The sequence below is a fragment of the Maribrevibacterium harenarium genome (assembly GCF_006385675.1).
Classification (GTDB): domain Bacteria; phylum Pseudomonadota; class Gammaproteobacteria; order Pseudomonadales; family Marinomonadaceae; genus Marinomonas; species Marinomonas harenarium.
The window spans coordinates 77,060-101,470 of the sequence record NZ_VFRR01000005.1 but is presented as its reverse complement, the minus strand read 5'-3'; the positions used below and the strand labels follow the sequence as shown (position 1 = coordinate 101,470).

Sequence of the window (24,411 nt, the reverse complement as noted above, 5' to 3'; positions counted from 1 at the left end):
CAGCTGGTACAATTCATTACATTATCGATCTCTAGTTTCATAATGACCCGTCGTTAAACCGTACAGGGTTCGTTTAGGTTAAATAGGATTCACGTTATGAAGATCAACTCTAAGCTACTGATATCTTTAGTTGCAGCGACATGTACTGCCTCAGCAATTGCAGCGGAAAGCGTGACATCTACCGCGACGGTAGTCGTGCAAAACGCGTTTGTGCTGACTGAAAACCAAGCACTCAACTTCGGAACTATCCGAGCCAAAGCAGACACCTCTGGCAGCACCACCGCTTCACTTATTATTCCTGCTGATGGCAGCGCCCACTCAGTTACTCGCACGGGTAATTCCATCTCCCAATCCAATATCATCGAAATCACAGCAGGCGCCCCAGCCACTTACAGTGTCTCCAGTGCTGCCCCGTTGACAAATCTGACAATTACGTTGCCTACTACTGCTATTGCTCTTACCAACAATAACAGTGTAGCGTCCTTTACCATGGGGTCATTTGGCGCCTACATTACCAGTGGAGCTAATTCTGGGTCGGCATACAGCGCCAGCAACTTGCAAACTGATGCCAATGGTGCAGTGAACTTTTCTGTCGGCGCCACCCTAACGACCGATGGTTCTACTCCCGCAGCGGACTACACTGATGGCACATTTACTGGCACTTATACAATTACAGTTAGCTACTGATAGTAACGATGCGGAGTACCACGCTTGGTGTTCTCTCGCTCATTTTGATCTGCACGGCAACCTTCCTGTCTGATGTGGTCAAAGCGGATATCACTGAAGTAACCCCATTATCCTTTGGCACCATCGCGGTTACCCGGAACCAGAGTGTTGAATACGTTGCTATCGATTATAATGGCAACGTTTCGCGTTCTTCTGGCATTCATGTCATCTCTGCGCCGCAAGTGGGCGAGTACACGCTCTCCAATTATCCTGCCAACCAATTGGTGTTTTTGAGCGCTACCAGCGTGCAGGCAACTTCCAATAGCGTGATGATATCACCTGAACAATTTCGTCTTACGGCTACCAGCATTCCAAACTCCCTCACTACTGATGGAAGCGGCAATGGCAGTTTTTATGTAGGCGGCACCCTTAGCACATCGGGTAGCGGATCGACTGTCTTTGTTGATACGACTTATCGTATTAATTACCTGATTTCGGTGAATTATTAGTAGAACCTATGCTTATTCGAGCCTTCACCTCCATCTTACTTGCTTTTGTTGTCCATTCAGCTTGGGCTGACCTGCTAATTTCCCCCACCCGAGTGGTGCTGGATGAGCGTCAACGGCAAGCTACGGTCACTCTGATTAACTCAGGCAGTGTCACTCGTACCTATCGAGTTGGTTGGAGTCAGTTCGTGGCCTTACCTGAAGGTGGCTACCGGGAATACACTGACGAAGAGAAACGTCGATTTGCTGGCTTAGAGCGCTTTACCCGTATCAGCCCTAAACAGGTCACACTTGCTCCAGGCGAACGTCAAAGTATCAAAATCCTATTGCGCCAAAGACAGCCATTGCCAACTGGTGAGTATCGATCTCACTTAACCTTGACAGCTCTGCCTCCGGCGCAACTGCAACAAGAGCAAGAGAGTGGGCAAACGAAATTTAAGCTGAATATGTTACTCAGCTATACTTTTCCTGTGCTGTACCGAGTGGGTAGTCCAAAGGTAAGCGTGACCCTAGACAGGTTATCTATCGTCACCCGTAAAGAAAACAACGCGACCTTTGTGCGTGTCAATTTGTCTCACAACGATATGTACAGTACTACTGGTCGTCTCGTGGCATTATGGCAACCTCAAAGCGGTGAGCAACGCCAAGTGGGCTTGCTTAATGGCTATAATTTTTACCCAGAGGTCAGAGAAGGACAAACAGAGATACACTGGCCAGAGTTTCGACTCGAACCCGGCACCCTAACTGTTATCTATGAAGGGCAACAGGAGTTTCAAGGTACGGAATTTGCCAGAAAATCCCTAACCATCACCAAAGATATGATTCCCTAGGCAAATTTATGGGAAACGGCTGTCTTAAATGGTTACTACTCAATGCCCTGCTTCTTTGCCAAGTAGCTATGGCCCTAGACATAGACGGTCTACGAGTACTAAAAGACCGTTATGAAGCCGTAAACTCCCCCGCTGTACTCAAAGCCGCGGCAGAGGACGCCCTAGCAGATGGGGAACTGCTGATACTCGATATGTATTTGGGCAAGTATCATCTAGGCAGTATTTTGGGTATTAAGGACGGCAACTCGGCTAAACTGAGCCTTGCTGATATTAGCCGAGCACTGGATTTTCCCATTGAGGTTACGCTAGATCCTATCACAGCAACGGGCTGGGTAAGGGCTGAAGAAAACCGCTTTTCCATAGTCGAGTCAGATCCAGGATTCAACCTCAACTTCGAAGGAAAAACCGTACCAATTCCACTCGAAGCGTTAGCTTTGGAAGACGACCTGTATATTAGCAGTCAGTTGTTAGATTCTTGGTTTGCGCTACGCTCCCGCTATGACTTTCGTAAACTACGTATCGATATCGAGACCCTCAAACCTATCCCATTAGAACAAAAACTGGCTCGGCAGCAACGGGCACAGCAAAGTCGCAGCGACTTAAATACGGCACGTTTCCCTACTGAGCCCCATGACTACCAGCAACTCAGTACGCCTTTATTAGATATCCAATTAAGCACAACCAGCACACGAGACGAGACGAAAGCCAATCTATCTATGCTGGGTGCCAATGACCTCTCATATCTAAATGTTCAGTATTTTCTGGCACTTAATGAGCAGGGTGAAGTCAACAATGCCCGCCTACTAGCAGAGCGCCTTGACCCACAAGGGAGTTTACCGGGTAACGCCACAGCGATTACCTTTGGCGATATCTACTCCAGCAAACCAAGTCCACTAAGCACCAGCCTTGAAGGCATTGGCCTGCGTTTGCATAACTTCCCTCTCAATCATCAATTTGGCAACGAGGTAGAGCTTAGTGGGTCAGTACAACCCGGCTGGGATGTGGAGGTATATCGCAATAATTTGTTAATTGATAGTCAACTCGACATTCAAAGTGGTGAGTACCGCTTCCAACAACTGCCGCTACTCTACGGTGCAAATAATATCGAAATCGTTCTTTACGGGCCCCAAGGCCAAATTGAACGGCGCTACGATAGCTATTTTGTTGGTGCCGCGACGGGCGGACGTGGTCGTATTTATTATGACTTCAGCATCAACGACCAAGGACAACGCCTCATTGAAGAAACCAATAACTCAGTGCGTCAGGGGCTAACATTCAGCGCTCTTGGTCGCGCTGATTTAACCGATTGGTTTAGCGTTAATGTTGGTGCAAGACAACTGTCAGAAAGCGAGTTTACTGATTATAACCAGGAGGCATGGGGAACTCGCACTTCACTACTTGGTGTGGCTATGTTGCAAACCGACAGCCTACGAGAGCAAGGAGGCAGCTATGAAGACCATTATCAGTTTACTACCGGGATGGATGGACAGTCGCTCAATGTGAGTTATCGAGATAAACAAGTCATCGACAATGGCACCCCGACCCTCACCCGAGAAATCTGGCAGCTACGCCTAAATGGCTACAGTAAGGGTGATCGCACCCAGTCATGGGAGCAGTCATTTGAATATATCGACGAAAATAGCGTTAGCTATGGTCGCTATACGAATCAATTTGGCTGGAGCCTGAATGACCACTACTTCTCTCACCAATTGATCTTACAAAATAATCCAGTTATCGATACCAATGCTAGTGGCGAATTTAATTGGCAGACCTATTGGCAGCAGGTTTTCAGTCGCTTCTCTGTGGGTTATGACCTATCGCCACATAGCGCTTTCACGTCTTGGGCAATAGATCTAAATTCAAACCTATCCCCTACCACATCGATGAAAGCCAACTACACCGATAATCTGGCGCTCGATGTGCAGCAGGGCTATATTAGTCTGGGCTGGCGCCCGAGCGCTTTATCCGTGTCTGCACGCCTCGGAAAACACAGTCAAAATGGTGTGTTTGCTGCATTGTATGCCCAGACCAGTATCGGTAAAACACCTCAAAGTAACCTATTTACTTCGAATCGCTCATTAGTAAACCGTGGCAGTGTTGCAGTTCGAGTGTTCCATGACAAAAACAACAACCAAATTTACGACGCCGATGATCAGATGTTGCCCGGAGTATTAGTAAAAAGTATTCAACAGCCAACTCGGGCGCAAACCGATGAAAATGGTGTCGCGGTGTTGGCCTCGATCGCTACCTTCGATGCAACCGATATTGAGGTGGATACTGGAACCATCGCCGACCTGTTTCTAATGCCCGGCAGAGAAAGCCTTTCTGTTTCTCCGCGCCCAGGCGCCATTCAGTTGATTGATATGCCAATGGTAACGATTGGAGAGATTGAAGGCTTCATCAACAAGCGTAACAATAGCGGCAAATTACAAAACGCTGCCTACGTGCCCATCTCTGTCTATGATGAGAGTAACCAACTGGTAACGACAACCATGAGTGAGTTTGATGGGTACTATTTGGTATCAGACATCAAGCCGGGACGTTACCGCATTGAAATCGATTCCGACTATCTGTCTCAACATAACTTACTAGGCACTAGCCACATAGAGAAAATAGTGACACAGCAAAATCCGCTGGTTAGCGGTGCGAATTTTATTTTGCGGGAACCCATGTCAGCGAAGCGATTCGCGACGACGATTGGCCGCTTTAAATCGTTAGCCAGCCTAAAACTTTACTGGCAAATTCAACAACGGCAGGTGGATCAAGCGCTGGTTCAAAATTGGTTCTACACCAGTGCAGAAAACGCCAATGAACACCTTTTACACCTATCCCATCACGACACTGAGTCAGCGGCACAGGAGCGTTGTCAGCAAATTACTAACCTTGATTCTAAGCTAACCTGTGAAGTCACCGAAGTCACCCTTCAATAACTTCAACCATTGATGCGCAGATGCTAACAACCTAGCATCGACTAAAGCGGAGTAAATGGTTCCCCATCGTAACGAGATAATAGACAATCCATCTGCATCTGTTTTAAACGATTACAGAAATCATTGCTGTATGCGTTGCTGAGAAATGGCCCCACTTTTAATTGATAGTACTTTTTGTCACTCACCATGACCGCTTTGATACGAGGAGCAACCCCGACAAAAACTTCTGCATTTTCAGTGCTGATTTTACGCCACCCAGCCTTGGCCAAATTCATACTGGCGTAGGCCGCTAACTGCACTGCGTAAAGGTTTTGTTCATCACCGGGTGCTTGGTAAAACTGTGCCACCACGGCACGTGCTGGGGGGGTATCTTGAAAAGGCTTATCCGTGGTCGAAGGATCAGTCTTGGCGGTGCTTGCTCCCGATACCGGTTTTGTTTGTTGTGAGCCCGACAGCGGCGACGCCGAAGACTCTGGCGGAGTGACCGGAGCAGACTGAGCCAACTTGGCGCTTGGCACGATACGTGGAGACTCCACAATAACTTGCTCGTTTGATTCTGGGGCTGAGACGCTATCACTTGCAGGAGCCAAAACTTGTGTTTCATCTGGCGGCAGCTCGATGGAATCGACCAAGAGTTTTAAATCCCCTTCTAACGCCAGTACACGATCCAGTTGGGGTTTAATTGCTTGCCACTCTTCCCGCTGTTTGAGCAGTTCGGCTTGGAGTTGTTCATTGGTCATAACATCAGTGCCCCCTTGCTTGCTTGCGCAACCAGACACCACAAATACCCCACCTAGGGCCAACCACCATTCCTTTCTCACTACAGGACTCCCAAACCAATCAGCCTACTGACCAGTGACAGACAACACACCTATCACTACAAAAGCGTAGCGTACAAACTTACCAAGAAATACGTAAATTAAAAAGCGTCGCAACGGGTAATGACATAATCCAGCACAAACACAGAAAACATCTCCCACCACCGGCAGCCAACTAAACAACAGCGTTAAGGCACCATAGCGACGGTAGAAACCTTGTGCATAATTCAACTGGGATGGGCTAGGGTAAAAACGCGAGCCCTCGAAACGGTGGCTCCACACCCCAAGCCACCAATTGGTGACTCCACCTAAAGTATTCCCCGCAGCTGCTACGCCTAACCAAACCATCCAAAGCGATGAATACTCTGAAGTCAGGTAGCCAAGATAGGCTTCCGATCCCATAGGCAAAAGCGTGGCTGACAAAAACGCCACTGCAAATAAGGATAATGTCTCGATTAGCACGACTGCTGGCTAACCATTCAGTCTGATTGCGTGATGGAACTTCGCCCAAGAATCCAACGGGCTACCCAGTAAGCGACGAAAAAACAGATATAACCAGCGAATATGATATCACTTAAAAAATGACCGCCTTGCATCACTCGAATTAAGCCCATCGCCACACCGGTACCAACACCAAGAAAAAACCATCGGCGGCTAGCGAATACCCAACCTAACGCGAAGAAAGCATATCCCATCGCAGCATGGCCACTGACAAAGGAGCAGTTTTTGTCACACTGATCAGAGATCACCCAAGCAGGCGTAAATTGTTTTTCTCCCCCCAACTCAACCACATCTCTAGGTCGGGCTCGATCCCAATTATCTTTGAAAACCGTATGTACGATAATGCCGGGACCAAGTAGCAAGAACACGAGCAAAAACACCCACTTGCGCTGCTGCCGTTTGCTCCATGCTGGTGCAAAACGAAACAAGGGTAATAGGCTCATCACCAACAACAGGGGCAAAATAACCTTGGGCATTTCTTTAAACAGCCAATAGATAAACTGCACAACTGCGTTATCATTTGCAGGAAAACTATTCAGGCTAGCATTATAAAACCAACTCGATACGACAAGATCTAGCTCCGGCCATAGTGCAAACAGCACAACAAAAAACACAAAACTCCAGCTTGCCACTCCTGGACGCCAGGACATCGTCATCATCAAGTCACCTTTTTATGATTTACTTTTATGCTTGAACGGCATACGCCAGCTTCCCCGTTAAGATGAAAATATCTATGGGTGGGTAGCCAGCCAGCATCCAGGCCTTATAATTGCATGATACTAGACTCAACCGAACACGCCTAGCATGGGTCTTGGCAGTAAAGGTTGTGCGACTAGCCCTACAACCAAGAGAACATTACGTATGACACCGGAACATCTAAAACAGCTCGATGATTTTTATCACCATGTCAATTCCGTCATACTTTCAAGACAACATCCGGTAACGGGGTTATTCCCAGCAAGCACAAGTATTAATAGTCACGGCAACTATACCGATGCTTGGGTGCGCGATAATGTTTACAGCATTCAAGCGGTTTGGGCCCTTTACCTAGCGAATAAACGGGCGTCTGATCCCCACAAACGCGCCCATGAGTTAGAGTATGCCTGCATCAAAATGATGCGAGGTTTGTTGTTCGCTATGATGCGTCAAGCCCACAAAGTGGAGCGTTTTAAACACACGCTGAACCCGTTAGATGCGTTACACGCCAAATATGATACCAAAACGGGCTTAGAGACCGTGGCGGATGACGCTTGGGGACACCTACAGGTGGATGCTACCAGCTTCTATTTGCTTATGCTGGCACAGATGACTAAAGCCGGTAGCGTGGTAATTTACACCCAGGACGAGCTCAACTTCATTCAGAACCTGATTTATTACATCTCGCGCACCTACCGCACCCCCGACTATGGCATTTGGGAACGCGGCAATAAGGTCAATAACGGTAAAGCGGAAATTAACGCCAGCTCCGTGGGGATGGCGAAAGCCGCGATGGAAGCACTGGATGGGCTCAACCTATTTGGCGAACAAGGTCCCGACTGGGCAGTGATCCATTCTTTCCCGGACGCGGTAGCACGGGCTGGCTCGGTGTTGGAATCTTTACTCCCAAAAGAGTCTCGCTCGAAAGAGGTTGATAGCGCATTACTTAGTATCCTTAGTATCCTTAGCTTCCCAGCTTTCGCCGTCAATGACGAGCAGTTGAAGCGTCGTACCCGCAAAGAAATCATGGATAAGCTTGCTGGCAACTATGGTTGTAAGCGGTTTTTGCTAGATGGACACCAAACCGTATTAGAAGACCCTAGCCGCATCTACTATGAATACGACGAACTGATTAACTTTGAGCACATTGAATCCGAGTGGCCGCTCTTTTTCACTTACCTGTATATCGACCGTTTGTTTGCCGGTGACTGGGAACGGGCCAACTTTTACCGCTATCGCCTTGAAGAGCTGATGGTTGAAAAAGACGGACAGCGATTACTTCCAGAACTTTACTATGTGCCGCAAGAATCCATTTTGGCGGAAAAAGAAAATCCGGGCAGCCAGAAACGCGTACCAAACGACAACCTACCTTTGGTCTGGGCTCAAAGCCTTTACATCGTTGGCCGCTTACTCGATGAAGAGCTGATTACCAAGCATGATCTTGACCCTCTAGGACTGCACCGTATCCAACATAACCGCCGTCGCATGAATATTTCCTTGGTGGTGCTCACCAAGAATGAACAAATCAAGGAGCAGCTGATTGCCAATGGTTGCTTATGCCAAACCATTGATGAAATTGCGCCAATTAAGGTCATCAGTTCAGAGCAGTTGATTGATGTGTATCGTCACTTAGGCACCTCCTCGGCGTTGGGCTTGAGCGGTCGACCAAGTCGCGCCCTGTATACATTGGGCACGTCTCAGACCTATTTGATCAACAACGAACGCCATTTATGTTTGGCTTGGTTCCAAAATGAAAATAAGGATTACCGCAAAGCCGACCCCAAACTATTCGAGCGTCACATCCTAAATGAATTACACATTCTATCGGATAATTGGTACTACCCAGCTAATGGCGTGTTTACGGTACTCATCGATGAAGTGATTGCTTCCATGCCAGGTGTGGATGACCTCTACCAGTTTATCCGTCGTTTACAGCAGGGAGAGTTTGGAGATCTGCGCATTTTACCCCAGTCAGCTAAAAACGCCTTCAAGTCTGGTAACCGTCGCTCCATGCGATTGAATACACCAGATTATTCTGCGATCAGCCCGAAACTCCCCGTTTACGAAACACCGTGGCCGCTCACTGAGGCAGCAGGGGATGATAAATCCTTTAACGCCCATGAATTGGATTCCAACAGTTTGCTGGCTCGACTGACGGATCACCCCACCCTATCACAGGCGATTGATATTTTGCTCGTGCTCGCACAGCGGGGCGCACTGTCGTTACCACTGCCTAATACCACGCCACACTGCACTGCCAACACCGTGCTAGAGTCCATTTATGTACGCACTATTATTGAACAGCGATGGCGTGATGCTCGACGTCTTTACGCTTTACTGCTGACACCGAGTACGGATCTGGCCACTTATATCGCCGACATCACAGTGCGCCAACGTACTTTGGTCATCGGTGATTGTAGCGCCAATGAATTCAGTATCAGCTCTCCACTTGATAAGGAAGACATATTCCAGCTACTACAACAAAGTACCAACAGCGGACTTGCTTTGGTGCTTTACCACGAATTAATAGCTGTGGTCGGAACATTAATTAAAGATAGCCCAGACTACTTCAGCGGCGTGCGCACCATACGCCTGCATAATCTAGCGCAACTGTGTTGCTATCAGTTGATGCCTAATAAAGAAAAGGCAACCATCGAAGATCTCGCCACCTGCTCCCCTTCGGAGCTTTATCGCGCCCTAGAAAATGTTTTGACAACCCAGCACCATGAATATGCCCATATCACCACTTCCATGAGCGTAGATCGACATATCCATCTGCAAACCGGAAAGCTCGACGATGTGGACTGGTTTGAATGGCGTGAAACCCAAGGTTTGATCACCAAGTTACCGGACAATATGCTGTTACCACTTTGGGACTGTTTAAGCCAAGCACAGCGTATCGTGTTCGGTGATAGTCAAAGCAACACCACCCTAGATTGTTCGCGCACTTTGAAATCCATGACGCCAGGTGAAGATACCTTCGCTTTACTAATCGAGCAGCTAACTGCAGACATTCACCCGAGTTGGTTTAAAAGTCTCATATTCGAAGGCTTATTTGCTTTTATTCAGTTTTGCCAGCAACACAAGGGCAAAGTCGTACTCGAAGAAGTGAATTTACCGGTTTTAGTTTCCAAAGCGGCAGCAGATCATGTACAACAACGTAAGATAGTTGAAGTAGAAGGTGCAGCATTAGATGAATTCGCCCAATTACCACCTAGTCGCACAAATTATTATTTGAAATGGGCTGTTAGCAAACTGCACAGTCAGCAACGTCACTAAATCGGCGTTCCATCGGTGGCTGCTTCTCGCACCACCGACTTGCACTCAAAATTTGGTTGGAGAAGTACATGGACCTACGCAATGATCTCGTCAACACTCGCTGCTCAGACCCGTTTGGCTGTTTGGGTTTACACCCAATCAAGACCGGTGGCTTACAGCTGACCGTTTGGCGCCCGGGTGCTCTGAGCGTCGAAGTACTCGCCATTGATACGGATCTGAGCCTAGGAAAAATGCTCCCGACGCCTCACGAAGGCTTGTTTGAACTTAGCTGGCCCCAAAAAACCGAGCACTTCCATTATCGTCTTCGCTTTAACTTCGGCGACCATGATGTCACCCTAGTCGATCCCTATCAGTTTGCTTCTACGACTTTCTCAGACCCTGACCATCACATCGCCAACCGGTATTTGAGTGAAGGCGCGATTCATCGCAGCGCACCAGTTTCAGATCGTTTGGCAATTGACGGGGTAAGATTTGCTGTCTTCGCCCCCGCTGCTCGTTCGGTGGCGGTAGTTGGAGATTTTAATGGTTGGGATGGCAGGATACATCCGATGGCCGCCAACGGGGATGGTGTATGGCGCTTATTTATCCCGGATCTAAAACCAGGGGATCGCTACAAATTCGAAATACGCAGTCAGGAAGATGAACTACTTCCACACCGTAGCGACCCGTTTGCTAAGCGTATCGAGCAATTTCCTTCCTTTGCTAGTGTCGTCCCCGAACGAAACCAATATGAATGGCAAGATAACCAATGGACGAATCGCCCCATTCGCGATGTTTACGAACAGCCCATGAGTATCTATGAAGTGCATTTGGGCTCATGGCGTAGGGAACAAAACAATCGCTCATTGACTTACATTGAGCTAAAAGAACAACTCGTCCCTTATGTGGTTGAAATGGGTTACACCCATATCGAATTGTTACCCGTCATGGAGCACCCATTTGATGGGTCATGGGGTTACCAACCGGTTGGCATGTATGCGGTGACCTCTCGCTACGGCACTCCAGAAGAATTTAAGGCGTTGGTGGATGCGTTTCACCAAGCCGGCATTGGTGTCATCATGGATTGGGTGCCGGCCCACTTCCCTGCCGATAGTCATGGTTTAGCCAATTTTGATGGCACCAAACAATATGAATACCCTGACCCACGTAAAGGCTGGCACCCAGAATGGAACTCGCTGATATACGACTTCGGCAAAGACCATGTGGTGAACTACCTGATCAGCAATGCGAACTATTGGTTAGACGAGTTCCATATTGATGGCCTGCGGGTGGATGCGGTGGCATCTATGCTGTATCTAGATTATTCCCGTAAAGATGGCGAGTGGATACCCAACGTTGACGGGGGCAACCACAACTACGAGGCGATTCGCTTCTTACGCCAGCTCAACGAGACCCTATATTTAAATCATCCACGCTGCTTTACCATCGCCGAAGAGTCCACTGCGTTCCCTGGTGTTTCCAAGCCAACTCATATGGATGGTTTGGGGTTTGGCTTCAAATGGAATATGGGCTGGATGAACGACTCGCTGGATTACATAAAACGTGATCCTTTATATCGCCAGCATCACCAGGGTCAGCTAACTTTTTCCATGGTGTATGCTTTCGATGAACAGTTTATTTTGCCGATTTCTCACGACGAAGTAGTTCATGGGAAGGGCTCCATGCTCACCAAAATGCCCGGAGATACTTGGCAAAAATTCGCCAACCTACGAGCCTTCACTAGCTATATGTACTTCCATCCCGGCAAGAAGCTAAATTTTATGGGCAACGAAATTGCCCAAGGCTTGGAATGGAACCATAGCGATACCTTGCAATGGCACCAATTGGATATTGACTTCCATCGGGCACAACAAGCAACTACCCGTGCGTTAAACCAACTTTATCGGGAAGAAAGCGCATTACATCTCGATCACCAACATCGTGGATTCGAGTGGCTCAGTCATGATGATCACCAAAATTCGATCATTGCCTTTGTCCGTTTTAATAAAGAACGTAATGAACACTTGGTGATCTTGGTTAATTTCACGCCGCTAACCCATGAAGGATATCGCGTCGCCACACCGGCTACTGGCAACTATCGATTGGTATTTAACTCAGATGCTGAAAATCTGTGCGGCAGTGGCTTTGTAGTGCCAGAGCATTATGAAACCGAAGAGGTACCAAGCCATGGCCGTGAGCAGAGTATTCTAGTTAGCATACCGCCATTGGCGGCCATTGCGCTGAAGTATCAACCAACAACACCATCACGGAAAAAATAGCCGCATGTTCTTTGGCAATTTCGAATTTGGGGTAGGTTCTGCTACCCAGCTAGGATCTGTTGTTACAGCAACTGGTGTGAACTTTGCGGTATATGCGGATCAAGCCGAACAGCTTCATCTGTGTTTATTTGATAGTGAAGATCAGCCCCAAGGTCAACTATCTATGTTTCGCCAGGCGGGTGGTTACTGGAGTATCGAAGTCTCCGGGCTAACAGCTGGGCAAGCCTATGGATTCAGGGCCGACGGGGCGTTTTGTCCTGAGCAGTTGGTCGTATTTAATGCTAATAAACTGTTGCTCGACCCCTATGGGAAGTCCTTGTCTCATACCCAGTGTTACCACCCTCACCTCAGTGCGATGGACAATAACGGCCAGTTTTGCTCCATAGACAGCGCGGACTTAGTTGCCAAAAGCATAGTAACCGCTACCTTAGAGCCGATTGAAACAGCTAGAAATCGAGTCGCCCCCCAACAACGCTGTCTCTACGAACTCCATGTAAAAGGGTTCACTCAACAGTTACCCATCGCCGACCATTTAAAAGGAAAATACCTCGGTTTAGCGGAACCTGCCGCTATTAACCATTTGAAGTCTTTGGGAATTACTACCATCCAACTGATGCCTTGCTTTAGTTTTATGGATGAAGCACACCTAGTTGCGAAAGGGTTAACCAATTACTGGGGCTATAACCCAGTGAGTTTTTTTGCTCCAGACCATAGATATGCCATTACAGACCCGATATCTGAATTTCGCTCTATGGTGGCGGCTCTTAGGCAAGCTGGCTTCGAAATCATTTTGGATGTGGTATATAACCATACTGCCGAAGGTGAACTTCAGCAGGCGATGCTAAACTTCCGTGGTCTTGCTAACACTACCTACTATCGCCATGAACAAGGGCGCTATCTCAATTTCACCGGCTGTGGCAATTGCGTAGATACCTACCAACCAATCGTGAGCCGATTGGTATGTGACAGTTTACGTTACTGGTACAACATCATGGGCGTAGATGGCTTCCGTTTCGACCTAGGCGTAGATTTGGGACGCACCCATCATGGGTTCGATCCTTACGCCCCGCTACTGACCGCCATAGCACAAGACCCTATTTTGAGTCAGGCTATTCTAGTCTCCGAACCTTGGGATATTGGCCCCGAAGGCTATCAGTTAGGGCGTTTTCCGGTGCCATTTTTAGAATGTAATGATCGTTACCGGGATACCGTACGACGCTTCTGGCGTGGAGACGAAGGCGTGGTCGCGGACTTTGCTACCTGCCTGATGGGGAGCAGAGATATTTTCCACAAGGGCAAACGCCCCGCTAACCATAGCGTCAATTACATCACCTACCACGATGGCTATACTTTACGGGACCTCGTCTCATACCACCGTCGTCACAACCTTGCCAATGGCGAGAATAATCGCGATGGTCATGGTGAGAATCTCAGTCAAAATTTCAGTCATGAAGGCGATACCGAGATTGCTGAAATCAATCATCAGCGACTGAATCAGCAACTGTGTTTTATTGCTACCCTCTTACTAAGTCAAGGAACTCCCCACCTACTTGGTGGTGATGAGCTAAACCGCAGTCAACGAGGCAATAACAATGCTTACTGCCAAGATAACGAATTGACCTGGCTGAACTGGCAAGAGAACTCCGAGAAAAGCCAATTAACGGAAGCCATTCAGCAATTACTGAAACTGCGTCGCAACTATCCGATGTTGGCTCAGGTGCACTTACAAGATGATGCCCTGTATAAAAATCACCCTTATCACCAGGTAAGTTGGGTTAATGAGTGTGGGCAACAGATGAGTCATGAGGATTGGCATGACCCGGAGCGAGATTTCCTTTCTGTCATAATGGGTGAACACTCTACGACCGACTGTTTATGGCTGCTGTTCTATCGCGATGATCAACCTCTTAGAGTCAGTCTTCCCTGTGGGTACGCCTTTGGCGATCAGCTTTACAGCACCAGGGAAATTAAGCAGCAAGACGGAACATTGCACCTAACTCAACGTTGCGTGGCGTTATTTACTTTGAAGGTCTCTTGATCGGCTATTCTGACGAAACGCGGTAACTGGTTACAAAAACACTACACTTTCTGTATCAATAAATGTTGTGGATCAATAAGCCCCCGTTGACCACAACCATATTAAATAAACTTACTTGCTTTTATCGCCTTGTCCCATCTGGTATAAAGTTAGATAGATTACAGAGAATGGAAGTGTAGAGATCCCGTGGCAGAAGTAACCGTACCGAATTTCACCGACGTAATTAAACAAGGAAGTAATAAACCCGCTGGCAACGATAAAAAGCGCGTGTTGATCATCGAAGACTTGGGCGAAATGCGCATCATGCTCAAATCCCTTATGGCTTCCATGGGGTATGCCAAGATTGATGTGGAGCCTTCCGGTCAGGGAGCCATAAAACGCATTCTTGAAGGGCGTTATGACATTGTCCTATCGGATTACAATTTAGGTGGAAGCATCGATGGTCAGCAGATTTTAGAAGTCACTCGCAAGACCTACTCCCTAGACCATTCCACAATTTTCATTATGATCACCGCCGATACCGCCTATGAGGCGGTGGTCAGTGTGCTTGAGTATCAGCCTGATAGCTATTTAGTTAAACCTTTCCCGCCAGAGGCCTTTTTTCGCCGCTTTAATCGGGTAGTACAACAGAAAAAGGCTTTTACCAAGCTTAATGAAGCACGCAAAAAGCAACATTGGGACGAGGTTCAGGAAGAAGCAAAGCATATCATGAAGCACCACCCCAATTATGGTAGCTTATGCTTGAAGTCAATTGGTGAAGCCTTGTACTCCAAAGGGCAGTATAAAGAAGCCAAGACCCACTACATGTTGATCGTGCAACGTCATAAGAACTTGGCTTGGGCCCATTTTGGTATCGCCCAATGCGAGCTGAAACTTGGCGCCATTGCCGCTGCGATTAAAAACCTTGAACAAACGATTACGTTAAGCCGCCATTTCTTGTCTGCTTACGACTTGTTGGCGGATGCCCACGAGATGCTTGAGGACTACGCCAGCGCCCAAGCGGCAATGAAATCCGTCTTAGAAGTTTCACCTCGCTCGGCGGAACGTAGTAAGCGATTAGGGGATTTAAGCGCAAAAATCCAGGACTGGGAAACCGCTGAACAAGCCTACTCACGGGTTATTCGTGTTAGTAGAGACACCGCCAACGAAAAAGTTGATATGTACTATGACCATCTTCAGGCCATTACTGCCCTAATTGCCAGTGGAGCCGACGGCAAGAAGTATGGCGAGAAATTTAAACGATCTCTCACTCGTCTGCGTATTATTGGTAAAGCGAGCCCCGTTGCCGTCACTAACTCGTTCCGTATCGAAGTACAGCAGTACGTCACCCGTAATCATATGGGCGAAGCCATCAAATCTTGGCAGACTTGGAACCGCTTGATTAAACAAGGCAAAGCATCACCGTTGACGGAAGCTCAAGAATACACCTTGAAAAAACGTCTCGGGGTCTTGTAATTCATGGGCACAATACAAGCCAATATGGCGTTCCAAAGCCTCACCCCTGATTTGGTGATCGATGCAGTGGAGCAATGTGGCAAGTTTAGCGATTTTCGGGTAACTGAACTCAATAGCTACGAAAATCGTGTTTTTCGAGTAGGTATAGAAGACAGCTCCCCTGTTATCATCAAGTTTTATCGCCCAGAACGCTGGCTAGATGTGCAATGTCTGGAAGAACTGGATATACTCGCGCGACTGCATGAAATCGGCATCCCCGTCACTACTCCAATTGCCGTAAATGGCACATACTTGCAGCAAATAAAGGGCTATCGTTTTGCTTTATTTGAACAGGTAGTTGGTCGCAATGCCGAACCCGACAATCTTGATCATCTTTACCAAATTGGTGAAAGCATCGGTCAGTTACACCAAGCTTGTCACGACAAGGTCGTTTGCCAACGCCCTGATTTATCACCGTCCCAGCGTATTGACCAAGCTGTTCAACAAGTACTTACCAGCAAACTACTTCCTATCGCAGCTCAAGCTAACTACCTCAGCGCGGTAGAACAGGCACAACACGTTTTTGCGGAAGACATGGCCGATTACCATTCCTATCCCAAATTTCTGATTCATGGGGATGCCCATGTGGGTAATATTCTGATATCCGAATCAGCCGCTTGTCTGATTGATTTTGACGATTGCCGTTTAGGCATTGCAGTTGAAGACTTGTGGATGCTGATGGGGACCCAGGCCCCGGAAGTCATGAGTGAGATTCTAGAGGGCTATGGTTCGTTTATGGACTTCGACACTAAGCAATTACAGCTGATCCCACTGTTAAAACTACTACGACATATACAGTACGCAGGTTGGCTTGCCCAGCGCTGGCAAGACCCAGCGTTCCCCAAAGCCTTTCCTTGGTTCGGCACAACAGATTACTGGCAACAACACATAAAACACATCAAGGAACTGTGTACGAAGCACTAACGGTTAAGCCCCGCTAGTTGTATGTGGACACTTCTATCAGATTTTGGTCTGGATCATTAAAATAAACCGACGTGATCTCACCGACGGCGCCCGTTTTGCTCACCGGCCCTTCTAAAATAGTAACGCCCTGTTCGCGAAGATGTCCGACAACCACGTCGATCGGCCAAGTGGAAATCAAACAAATATCCCCTGAACCTTGCAATGCGTGGTTGCGAAGTTCCTGCCCTAGGGTCTGGAAATTGATTTTCTGTTGGCCAAATCGAACAGCTTTTCGGCCATTAGCAAATTCAATCTCTTCCATACCCAGTACCCGCACATAAAATGCAACGGCTCGGTCAATATCCTGCACGGTTAACACGACATGGTCGATGTGACTGATCATAATTACTCCTGTGATGATAACGGCCAATAACTTCTAGCTTAGTCGTTATCCAATACAATCATCTTACCATTGGCAATCATGGCGCGCTTTTGTTGAGCTGACAAGCGTTTGATGTGGAGTTCTAGGCGACTCGCCACACGTCGGTCTGGGACGCTCTGTTGCCAGACTAATTGCAGTGGTCCTTTACCTCGTAGATATTTCGCTCCTAGCCGCCCCCCTTGCTCATGCTCGTTGAAACGGCGTTGCACGTCGGTGGTGATGCCAGTATACAAGGTCCCAGCTGCGGTACGAATCATGTAAACAAACCAAGCCAAACTCTATATCCCCTAGTTTCTAGTAGCTTTAGACAATACTTATACAATATATTGAGGAACTATTGTAAAGGGAGTGCAAGGCCACTCCAACGGTCACAATTGATCCGTTATTCTTATCATCTGCGTACCAGAGAAACCCACTTGGCGGAAAAGGAAGTTTATGCATCGCTCCTTGTCGAAATTGACTGTGACCCTATCATTGGCAAGCCTACTGACGGCATGTGCCAATATTGCTCCCGAACGTCATGACTATCAGTCTGAAGCTGGATCCATAACTCAAGACGCGCAACAGCAAGTGGAAAATCTAGAACTCTCTGGACTGCAACAAACCGTATTGCTCACGGATTTGATGCAATCCCAAGAATTATCTTCCTTGGTCGAGCAAGCTTTAACGGCCAATCCCAGTTTGCAAAAATCCCGCCTTGCAGTGGAGTCCAGCACTTGGAGCGCAAGACAAGCTGGCGCAGGACAATTACCAACCGCGTCCGCATCCTTGTCCGCCACAGAAGATGATGGCACCTCCACGACCTACAAAGCGGGGATCAATGTCAGTTGGGAAATCGATATTTGGCAACGCCTAGCCGATAGTAACGCCGCAGCGGACGTCTCCCTAGCCATGGAAAAACTCACTTATGACGGCGCAAGAGCAAGTCTCGTTGGCAATGTGATGAAACGCTGGCTGGGATTAGTGGCGGCAAACCGTGCCCACGCTATTCAGCAACAGCGCTTGGCGTTACTAGAAAAGAATGAAAACCTGATTATTGCTCGTTATCGTAATGGACTAGGCACACTTTCTGGTCTGGATAATGCGCGCACTCAAACTTCCCAAGCAAAGGCGACACTAGCCGAATATGCCGAGGAGATTGCCATTCAAGAACGAGCGCTAGCATTACTGCTAGGTAGAAATTCACTTTCTGAACCCATCGTTGCAGCAGCCTACCCACTGGTCATTTTACCGATCGTGGCATTGCCGGAACAGAACCTCGAGCAGCGTCCAGATGTTCAAGCGGCGCGACTCGCTATCAAAGCAGCGGATTTGAACGCAGATGCCACTTTCAAAAATCGTTTACCCTCATTTAGCCTTTCCGCGGCCTTAAATGACAGTGGCACCAGCTTTAGCGACGCCTTGTTTGTGTCTCCCATCTGGTCCCTAGTCGCACAGCTTTCAGCGCCAATCTATGAAGGTGGGAAGCGCAAGGCGCAAAGTGAGATTGCGAATATTGCCGTGGCGCAACGCTACCAAGAATATCGCGATACACTGCTAACGGCGGTAAATGAAATCAATAACAGCGTTGGTCAAGAAAAAGTTCTTTCTGCCCGAATTGGCCATACCACGAGTGCCATAGCGACCGCCGAGAGCGATCTTCGCCTTACCGAACAACAATATCGGTCGGGGCTGTCGTCACTGACTGACCTGATTAGCGCTCAGCAAACTCTGTTCGATCTGCAGGCACAGCTGGATACCTTACATTACCAACAACTTTCAAATCGCATTGACCTAGGTTTAGCCCTTGGTTTAGGAATCGCACAATCATGAGAAAAGCCTTCCCTTGGATCACCTTCTTAGCTGCGCTGGCCATACTAGCAGCGGCAGGCGTCTATATACAGCAGGCCATTGCAGCACAGCAGAATCAAGTGAAACAACAACGTCCTCCGGCACCTCAACCACCACTAGAAGTTTCCGTGGTTGAGGTGGTGACCACACCTCACTCAGCCCGAGTGAATCTAGTTGGCATTGCTCATCCACGTTATGAACTAACTCTCACGTCTCAGGTTAGTGGCGAAGTACATAGTTTGGGCAAAGAATATGAAGTCGGCCGCTTTATCAAGCAAGGCACTGTACTCATCACCTTGAAGAATCCAGAACTTATCGCGAACTTAGCCAGTGCAGAGAATAGTGTTGCCAACGCAGAATTAGCACTTAAAGAAGAAGAACGACAAGTGCAACAAGCCCAAGCGGAATGGCAAGCAGCAGGATTAACAGGGCAACCTTCGTCAGAATTGGTACTACGAAAACCCCAACTAGCTGCCGCACGAGCAGCATTGAAAGCGGCGCAAGCCAACCTACAGTTAGCCCGGGAACGCCAACAAGACCTTGTCATTCGTGCCCCTTTCGATGGGGTGATTACCGCTACCCAAGTTGCACCAGGGCAGTACATTAACGCTAATACTACGGTAGCAACAATTCATAGCGCCGACTATGCCATGATCGAACTGCAACCCAGCAATCAAGACTGGTTTAAATTACCCGCTACTGATGACATGGTGGAACAGCGTTGGCCAGCACAAGTCGAGAGTGTCGATAGTTCCGCTACTTGGCGTGGCTTTGTTGCCAGTGTGAGTCAGCATTTAGATAGTAACAGTCGCCTACGCTCATTGTTTGTACGAGTTGACGCGCCATTTGATCAAGTACAACCGTTACTTTCCGGTAGTTACGTATCGGTTCAGCTACAGGGCAAAACGATTGATGGGCTATGGCAATTACCCAACTCCAGCCTCAGTCAAAAAAGCGAGATTTGGTATGTTGACGAAAAGCAGCAACTTAAAAATTTCGCAGCCTCACCGGTCTTTGTGGACAACCGCTTTATTTATATTCGTCCACCGGTCCAGTTGGCATCGCAAAAACAACAGGTATTAACTCATCCCTACAACAGCTACTTGGTTGGCACAAAAGTCAGACCCTTGGTACAAGATAGCAACATCCTAGTGGCGGGGCAAAAGCAATGAGCATTCACCCTCCCCGCGGCATTATCCCTTGGTTTGCAGCTAACCCAGTAGCGGCCAATTTACTCCTGGTGCTCGTAATTGCACTGGGTATCATCAATATGGGTGACCTCAATAAAGAGGCATTTCCTAGCTTGTCACCCAATCGGATTGGTATCTCAGTTGGTTACGATAGTGGTTCTGCCCAAGCATCCGAGGAAGGTGTCGCGATTCCCCTCGAACAAGCACTACAGGGTATCAGTGGCGTTAAAAACTTAACCACAGTGTCTACTTCCTCCGGCGTTAGTACCAGTATTGAAATGCAAGATGGTTACGATATTGATGTCTTGCTTGATGATGTGAAGGACAAATTGGAGTCCGTGAGCGGTTTACCGGACGAAGCAGACACGCCCACAGCCGTCAAAGCAACTCGGGAAGAACACGCCCTATGGATCCAACTCTACGGCGACACAGACCAAAGAACCCTGCAGAATTTAGCGACTGAGTTAAAAAATGACCTTCTTGCCAACCAATATATTAACTCCGTCGCCATTACCGGTTGGTTAGATCCGACGATATTAATCGAAGTGGATCGTTCACTATTACAAGCATACGGATTGTCATTAACCGATATTGCTAATGCAATTAACGCAGAGTCGTCCCCTGCGCGTGTTGCCACCATTCGTAACGAATCACTTTACCTACATGTCCGGGCTTCCCAGCAAGCTTATCTCAAACAAGAATTTAGCCAGATCCCGGTCGTTAGCCAAGTCACTGGGGCACAGTTGACCCTAGGGGATGTCGCCATCATCCAAGACACCTTCGATACCGATAAATTTGTCTTATCTCGGTTCAATGGTCATCAAAGCCTGGCATTACAGGTAATAACCACCGGCGCTGATGACATTACCGACTCAGTAAAAGGCGCCCGAGAGGTAATCGATGAATGGATGGCAACAGGGCGTCTACCCGACTCCGTCTCATTATCTACTTGGTACGATCGCAGCGAGTCCATCAACCAACGTCTCGAACTGATGGTCAATAATGCCGTCACCGGTGTGCTGTTAGTATTCGTCTTACTGGCGGTATTTTTGAACATTACCGTGGCCTTTTGGGTGGCAATGGGCTTACCGTTTATTTTCTTCGGTACGCTTTATTTTATGGGTATCGAGAGTATTAACCTTAGTCTAAACCTCTTTACTACCTTCGGTTTTATTATGGCGCTGGGGATCGTTGTAGACGATGCTGTTGTGGTAGGGGAAAGCGTCTACTCGGTACGTAAGGAAGAAGGTGATACTCTGGCCAATACCATCAAGGGTACCCTGCGCGTAGCCGTCCCCACCCTGTTTGGGGTCTTTACCACGGTTGCCGCATTCTGGGCACTATCCAATATCGAAGGTCGAATGGGACAGCTTTATTCCCAGTTTGCAACGGTCGTCGCCATTTGTTTGGTCTTGTCGGTCATCGAGTCAAAGCTGATTTTGCCTGCTCACTTAGCCCACTTAAATACCCATCGCCGTAAATCTAGCAATCCTTTTTCGATCGTTTGGGGGGCTATCCAACACGGGGCTGATAGTGGCTTACTGTGGTTTAGTCGCGTACTCTACCGCCCTGCAATCGAGTTCTCTATCCATCATCGTTACGCCGTCGCCCTGGTGTTCGTGGCAATCTTTGGTCTCGTTATTAGCATGCCCTTTACTGGGGCCATTCGCATGAGCTTCTTCCCTAGCATTCCCGGTGATACGGTGCGTGCATCCCTTTCTATGTACAACGATGTGAGTTACGGTCAAACCCATAAAGCGCTAATGTTGCTAGAGCAAACCGCACGCAAAACCGATGAGCAGTTACGCAAAGGCGCTGGCGAATCAGGGATTCTAAACCTGCAAGTTACCTCTAGCGGAGACCAAGGTGGCAGTCTACGCATTGAGTTAGATGAAGACGCTTCCTACTCTGCTAGAGAATTTGCCAATCTTTGGCAAAAGCTAGCTGGCACGCCGGAAGGTGTCAGTTCGCTACGTATCAGAAGCCAGCGAGAAACCGTCGATGCCCTTCGGGTAGAGTTTCGGGGGAATGATGCTCAGCTGTTAAATGGTGCCATGGGGCAGTTTATGGAAAAACTTGCTGGCCTCCCAGCTGTAACGGGCATAGAAGAAAACGATGCACCTGTTGAAGCCCGTCTCGCGTTTGTACTCAATGCTCAAGGGCGTGCTTTGGGTCTCTCTACTTCCGATCTTGCTGGTCAAGTGGCACGTAACTTTGACGGTCAAGTGGTACAAAAATACCAGCGGGACAATGCGGAAATAGAAGTTCGCATCGGCTACCCCGAGGGTGAAAAAGAAAGCCCAGCCAATGTGATGAGCACTCTAATTCGCCTTAGCGATGGCACTTATGTGCCGTTAAGTAGCGTCGCCAGCCTACAACCAGAGGTGGCTGAGACTCGTATTACTCGAATTAACGGAAAACGCTCCCGTTACCTATCGGCAGAAGTAGACAAAGATGTCATGTCTTCCACCGAGGTAGTGACCTACTTGAAGAATGCGGTGGTGCCGGAGATGACGCAACGTTTCCCAAGTGTTGATATCTTTTTCTCCGGTGAAGCGGAACAGCGAGAACAAACCCAATCTTCCATGATCCAGATGTTTGCGCTTGCCATGCTGCTGATTTATGGACTGCTGGCAATCCCGTTAAAGTCCTATTCTCAACCCGTGATCATCATGATGGCGATCCCGTTCGGTATTATCGGTGCACTTCTCGGCCATTGGTTTAATGACCTTTCTCTTGGTATTTTATCTTTGAACGGGATCATTGCCTTGAGCGGTGTAGTGGTAAACGATAGCCTGCTGTTGACATCCCGCTATAACGAACTAAGAGCCGAGGGCATTGCCACCAAAGAAGCCATCTTTAAGTCATGCCAAGGGCGTTTACGGGCAGTGCTACTGACATCATTAACGACGTATGCCGGATTAATTCCAATCTTGGGAGAGACGTCACGACAAGCACAAATGCTTGTGCCTGCGGCTGTATCGCTGGCGTATGGAATACTATTTGCGACCGCCATTACTCTAATATTGATTCCGGTTTTGCTAATGGTTCAAGAAGATATACGACATGGTTTACGCTGGATAAAAAATCTAATCACGGGAGCAGAAAATGACAAAAAATCGGTTATTTCCTGATCAAGATCTCTCTATTTAGCGCTGACTGCTCTATACTCAAACTATCTCAAAGGAGGAAGTGTTATGAGTATCAGTATTTCAGGTTCGTCCTACGTTAACAGTGCCGCCACCCAGAGCTTGGCATCGTCTTCCGAAGCTTTGGCTAGTGGTAGTCGTATTAATAGTGCTGCTGACGATGCGGCGGGGTTACAGATATCTAATCGCCTTACCTCTGAAATTGATGGATCTGCTCAGTCCTTTGCCAATGGCATGTCTGGAATTTCGGTAACGCAAACCATAGACGGAGCGTTATCCGGCATCACCAATGACGTACAAGCGTTACGTGAACTTGCGTTGCAGTCAGGCAACGGCATCTACACAGCCAATGACCGCCAAGCGCTACAAAAGCAAGCCGATGAGTTGATGGCTAATATTCAAAACACCATCGACAATACGAATTTTGCGGGGCAATCTTTGCTTACTCAAGATGGTCAGATGGACTTTCAAGTGGGTACACAAGGGGCTGATATCGTTGGGGTAACGACTTACAACCTCAACAACAGTTTAGGTGCATCGGGTCTGACAGGAATAAATATCAGTGATCCAGCTACACTGGGGGCAGCATTGGATGCCATTGATACAACCCTGAATAACCTTGGCACTATGCAAGCTGAAACAGGCGCCACTCAGAATGCCTTTAGCAGTCGGGTTGATGCCTTGCTACAGGGCCAAGAAGCCGCCTCTGCCAGCCGCTCCCGGATTACAGATACGGATTTTGCTGCGGCTGTTTCCGAGCAAATCATCAGTCGTATTCAAGAGCAGTCTTCGCTAACGGTTCAAGCACAAGCGAATGTCGACTCCAAGCGTGCTCTAAGTCTACTGACTAGCTAATTAACCGCATACTGGGTAATTTACTT

The 24,411-nt window shown here is 48.1% G+C and carries 18 protein-coding genes; 13 read left to right on the top strand and 5 right to left on the bottom strand.

From position 1 onward, the window contains the following. Positions 1-96: 96 nt before the first annotated feature. The 4 genes from FJM67_RS04465 to FJM67_RS04450 are packed head-to-tail and all read left to right on the top strand — an operon-like array spanning position 97 to position 4,932. Positions 97-687: a DUF4402 domain-containing protein gene (locus FJM67_RS04465; RefSeq protein WP_140587471.1), complete on the top strand. Its 591-nt coding sequence runs from the start codon at positions 97-99 to the stop codon at positions 685-687. Between the two features lie 8 nt (positions 688-695). Continuing rightward, on the top strand, positions 696-1,175 hold the full coding sequence (locus tag FJM67_RS04460) for a DUF4402 domain-containing protein (protein ID WP_140587470.1): 480 nt from the start codon (positions 696-698) through the stop codon (positions 1,173-1,175). Positions 1,176-1,183: 8 nt separating this feature from the next. Next, positions 1,184-2,002 (top strand): fimbrial biogenesis chaperone, encoded by an 819-nt coding sequence (locus tag FJM67_RS04455; protein WP_140587469.1) that lies wholly within the window; start codon positions 1,184-1,186, stop codon positions 2,000-2,002. A gap of 8 nt (positions 2,003-2,010) precedes the next feature. Beyond that, a complete protein-coding gene (locus tag FJM67_RS04450) occupies positions 2,011-4,932 on the top strand; it encodes a hypothetical protein (RefSeq protein ID WP_140587468.1) in 2,922 nt (973 codons plus the stop codon). A gap of 41 nt (positions 4,933-4,973) precedes the next feature. On the opposite strand, the gene FJM67_RS04445 is transcribed toward FJM67_RS04450, so the two are convergent. The 3 genes from FJM67_RS04445 to FJM67_RS04435 are packed head-to-tail and all read right to left on the bottom strand — an operon-like array spanning position 4,974 to position 6,910. After that, positions 4,974-5,753 carry an SPOR domain-containing protein gene (locus tag FJM67_RS04445; protein ID WP_140587467.1) on the bottom strand — a complete coding sequence of 260 codons (780 nt, stop codon included), beginning with the start codon at positions 5,751-5,753 and terminating at the stop codon, positions 4,974-4,976. Positions 5,754-5,777: 24 nt separating this feature from the next. Then, a complete protein-coding gene (locus tag FJM67_RS04440; RefSeq protein WP_219845886.1) occupies positions 5,778-6,173 on the bottom strand; it encodes a YqaA family protein in 396 nt (131 codons plus the stop codon). 56 nt (positions 6,174-6,229) lie between these two features. After that, positions 6,230-6,910, bottom strand: coding sequence for a phosphatase PAP2 family protein (locus FJM67_RS04435; protein ID WP_140587465.1), 681 nt, complete (start codon positions 6,908-6,910; stop codon positions 6,230-6,232). Between the two features lie 202 nt (positions 6,911-7,112). Between FJM67_RS04435 and FJM67_RS04430 the strand changes: the two genes are divergently transcribed. The 5 genes from FJM67_RS04430 (at position 7,113) to FJM67_RS04410 (ending at position 16,940) form a co-directional block, all read left to right on the top strand. Beyond that, a complete protein-coding gene (locus FJM67_RS04430) occupies positions 7,113-10,226 on the top strand; it encodes a glycoside hydrolase family 15 protein (protein ID WP_140587464.1) in 3,114 nt (1,037 codons plus the stop codon). A 68-nt stretch (positions 10,227-10,294) separates the two neighbouring features. After that, positions 10,295-12,484, top strand: coding sequence for a 1,4-alpha-glucan branching protein GlgB (gene glgB / locus FJM67_RS04425; RefSeq protein WP_140587463.1), 2,190 nt, complete (start codon positions 10,295-10,297; stop codon positions 12,482-12,484). Between the two features lie 4 nt (positions 12,485-12,488). After that, positions 12,489-14,522: a glycogen debranching protein GlgX gene (gene glgX / locus FJM67_RS04420; RefSeq protein ID WP_140587462.1), complete on the top strand. Its 2,034-nt coding sequence runs from the start codon at positions 12,489-12,491 to the stop codon at positions 14,520-14,522. 186 nt (positions 14,523-14,708) lie between these two features. Continuing rightward, on the top strand, positions 14,709-15,977 hold the full coding sequence (locus FJM67_RS04415; RefSeq protein WP_235889982.1) for a response regulator: 1,269 nt from the start codon (positions 14,709-14,711) through the stop codon (positions 15,975-15,977). A 3-nt stretch (positions 15,978-15,980) separates the two neighbouring features. Then, positions 15,981-16,940 carry a serine/threonine protein kinase gene (locus tag FJM67_RS04410; protein WP_140587461.1) on the top strand — a complete coding sequence of 320 codons (960 nt, stop codon included), beginning with the start codon at positions 15,981-15,983 and terminating at the stop codon, positions 16,938-16,940. A gap of 13 nt (positions 16,941-16,953) precedes the next feature. Here the strand turns inward: FJM67_RS04410 and FJM67_RS04405 are convergent, their stop codons facing one another. Beyond that, complete coding sequence (locus FJM67_RS04405; RefSeq protein ID WP_140587460.1) at positions 16,954-17,322, bottom strand: VOC family protein; 369 nt, start codon at positions 17,320-17,322, stop codon at positions 16,954-16,956. A gap of 38 nt (positions 17,323-17,360) precedes the next feature. Beyond that, a complete protein-coding gene (locus FJM67_RS04400) occupies positions 17,361-17,636 on the bottom strand; it encodes a GIY-YIG nuclease family protein (protein WP_328591923.1) in 276 nt (91 codons plus the stop codon). Between the two features lie 160 nt (positions 17,637-17,796). On the opposite strand from FJM67_RS04400, the gene FJM67_RS04395 reads away from it, so the two are divergent. From FJM67_RS04395 to FJM67_RS04380, 4 genes are all read left to right on the top strand, one after another. Further along, positions 17,797-19,173: a TolC family protein gene (locus FJM67_RS04395; protein WP_140587459.1), complete on the top strand. Its 1,377-nt coding sequence runs from the start codon at positions 17,797-17,799 to the stop codon at positions 19,171-19,173. Continuing rightward, the gene (locus FJM67_RS04390; protein WP_140587458.1) at positions 19,170-20,363 is read left to right on the top strand and encodes an efflux RND transporter periplasmic adaptor subunit; all 1,194 of its coding nucleotides are present in this window, start codon (positions 19,170-19,172) and stop codon (positions 20,361-20,363) included. Before FJM67_RS04395 ends, FJM67_RS04390 begins: the two co-directional genes overlap by 4 nt. Then, entirely contained in the window at positions 20,360-23,515 is a 3,156-nt protein-coding gene (locus FJM67_RS04385) for an efflux RND transporter permease subunit (protein WP_140587457.1), read from the top strand. The genes FJM67_RS04390 and FJM67_RS04385 overlap by 4 nt, the downstream gene beginning before the upstream one ends. A 63-nt stretch (positions 23,516-23,578) precedes the next feature. Continuing rightward, a complete protein-coding gene (locus FJM67_RS04380) occupies positions 23,579-24,385 on the top strand; it encodes a flagellin N-terminal helical domain-containing protein (protein WP_140587456.1) in 807 nt (268 codons plus the stop codon). Positions 24,386-24,411: the final 26 nt, after the last annotated feature.

What these genes read in the sequence shown, in the direction of transcription:
- FJM67_RS04465 (WP_140587471.1), top strand. Translation starts at nt 97, where the DNA reads ATGAAGATCAACTCTAAGCTACTGATATCTTTAGTTGCAGCGACATGT.
- FJM67_RS04435 (WP_140587465.1), bottom strand. Translation starts at nt 6,910, where the DNA reads ATGATGACGATGTCCTGGCGTCCAGGAGTGGCAAGCTGGAGTTTTGTG.
- FJM67_RS04380 (WP_140587456.1), top strand. Translation starts at nt 23,579, where the DNA reads ATGAGTATCAGTATTTCAGGTTCGTCCTACGTTAACAGTGCCGCCACC.
- FJM67_RS04410 (WP_140587461.1), top strand. Translation starts at nt 15,981, where the DNA reads ATGGGCACAATACAAGCCAATATGGCGTTCCAAAGCCTCACCCCTGAT.
- FJM67_RS04450 (WP_140587468.1), top strand. Translation starts at nt 2,011, where the DNA reads ATGGGAAACGGCTGTCTTAAATGGTTACTACTCAATGCCCTGCTTCTT.
- FJM67_RS04390 (WP_140587458.1), top strand. Translation starts at nt 19,170, where the DNA reads ATGAGAAAAGCCTTCCCTTGGATCACCTTCTTAGCTGCGCTGGCCATA.
- FJM67_RS04455 (WP_140587469.1), top strand. Translation starts at nt 1,184, where the DNA reads ATGCTTATTCGAGCCTTCACCTCCATCTTACTTGCTTTTGTTGTCCAT.
- glgX (WP_140587462.1), top strand. Translation starts at nt 12,489, where the DNA reads ATGTTCTTTGGCAATTTCGAATTTGGGGTAGGTTCTGCTACCCAGCTA.
- FJM67_RS04395 (WP_140587459.1), top strand. Translation starts at nt 17,797, where the DNA reads ATGCATCGCTCCTTGTCGAAATTGACTGTGACCCTATCATTGGCAAGC.
- FJM67_RS04405 (WP_140587460.1), bottom strand. Translation starts at nt 17,322, where the DNA reads ATGATCAGTCACATCGACCATGTCGTGTTAACCGTGCAGGATATTGAC.
- FJM67_RS04430 (WP_140587464.1), top strand. Translation starts at nt 7,113, where the DNA reads ATGACACCGGAACATCTAAAACAGCTCGATGATTTTTATCACCATGTC.
- FJM67_RS04385 (WP_140587457.1), top strand. Translation starts at nt 20,360, where the DNA reads ATGAGCATTCACCCTCCCCGCGGCATTATCCCTTGGTTTGCAGCTAAC.
- glgB (WP_140587463.1), top strand. Translation starts at nt 10,295, where the DNA reads ATGGACCTACGCAATGATCTCGTCAACACTCGCTGCTCAGACCCGTTT.
- FJM67_RS04460 (WP_140587470.1), top strand. Translation starts at nt 696, where the DNA reads ATGCGGAGTACCACGCTTGGTGTTCTCTCGCTCATTTTGATCTGCACG.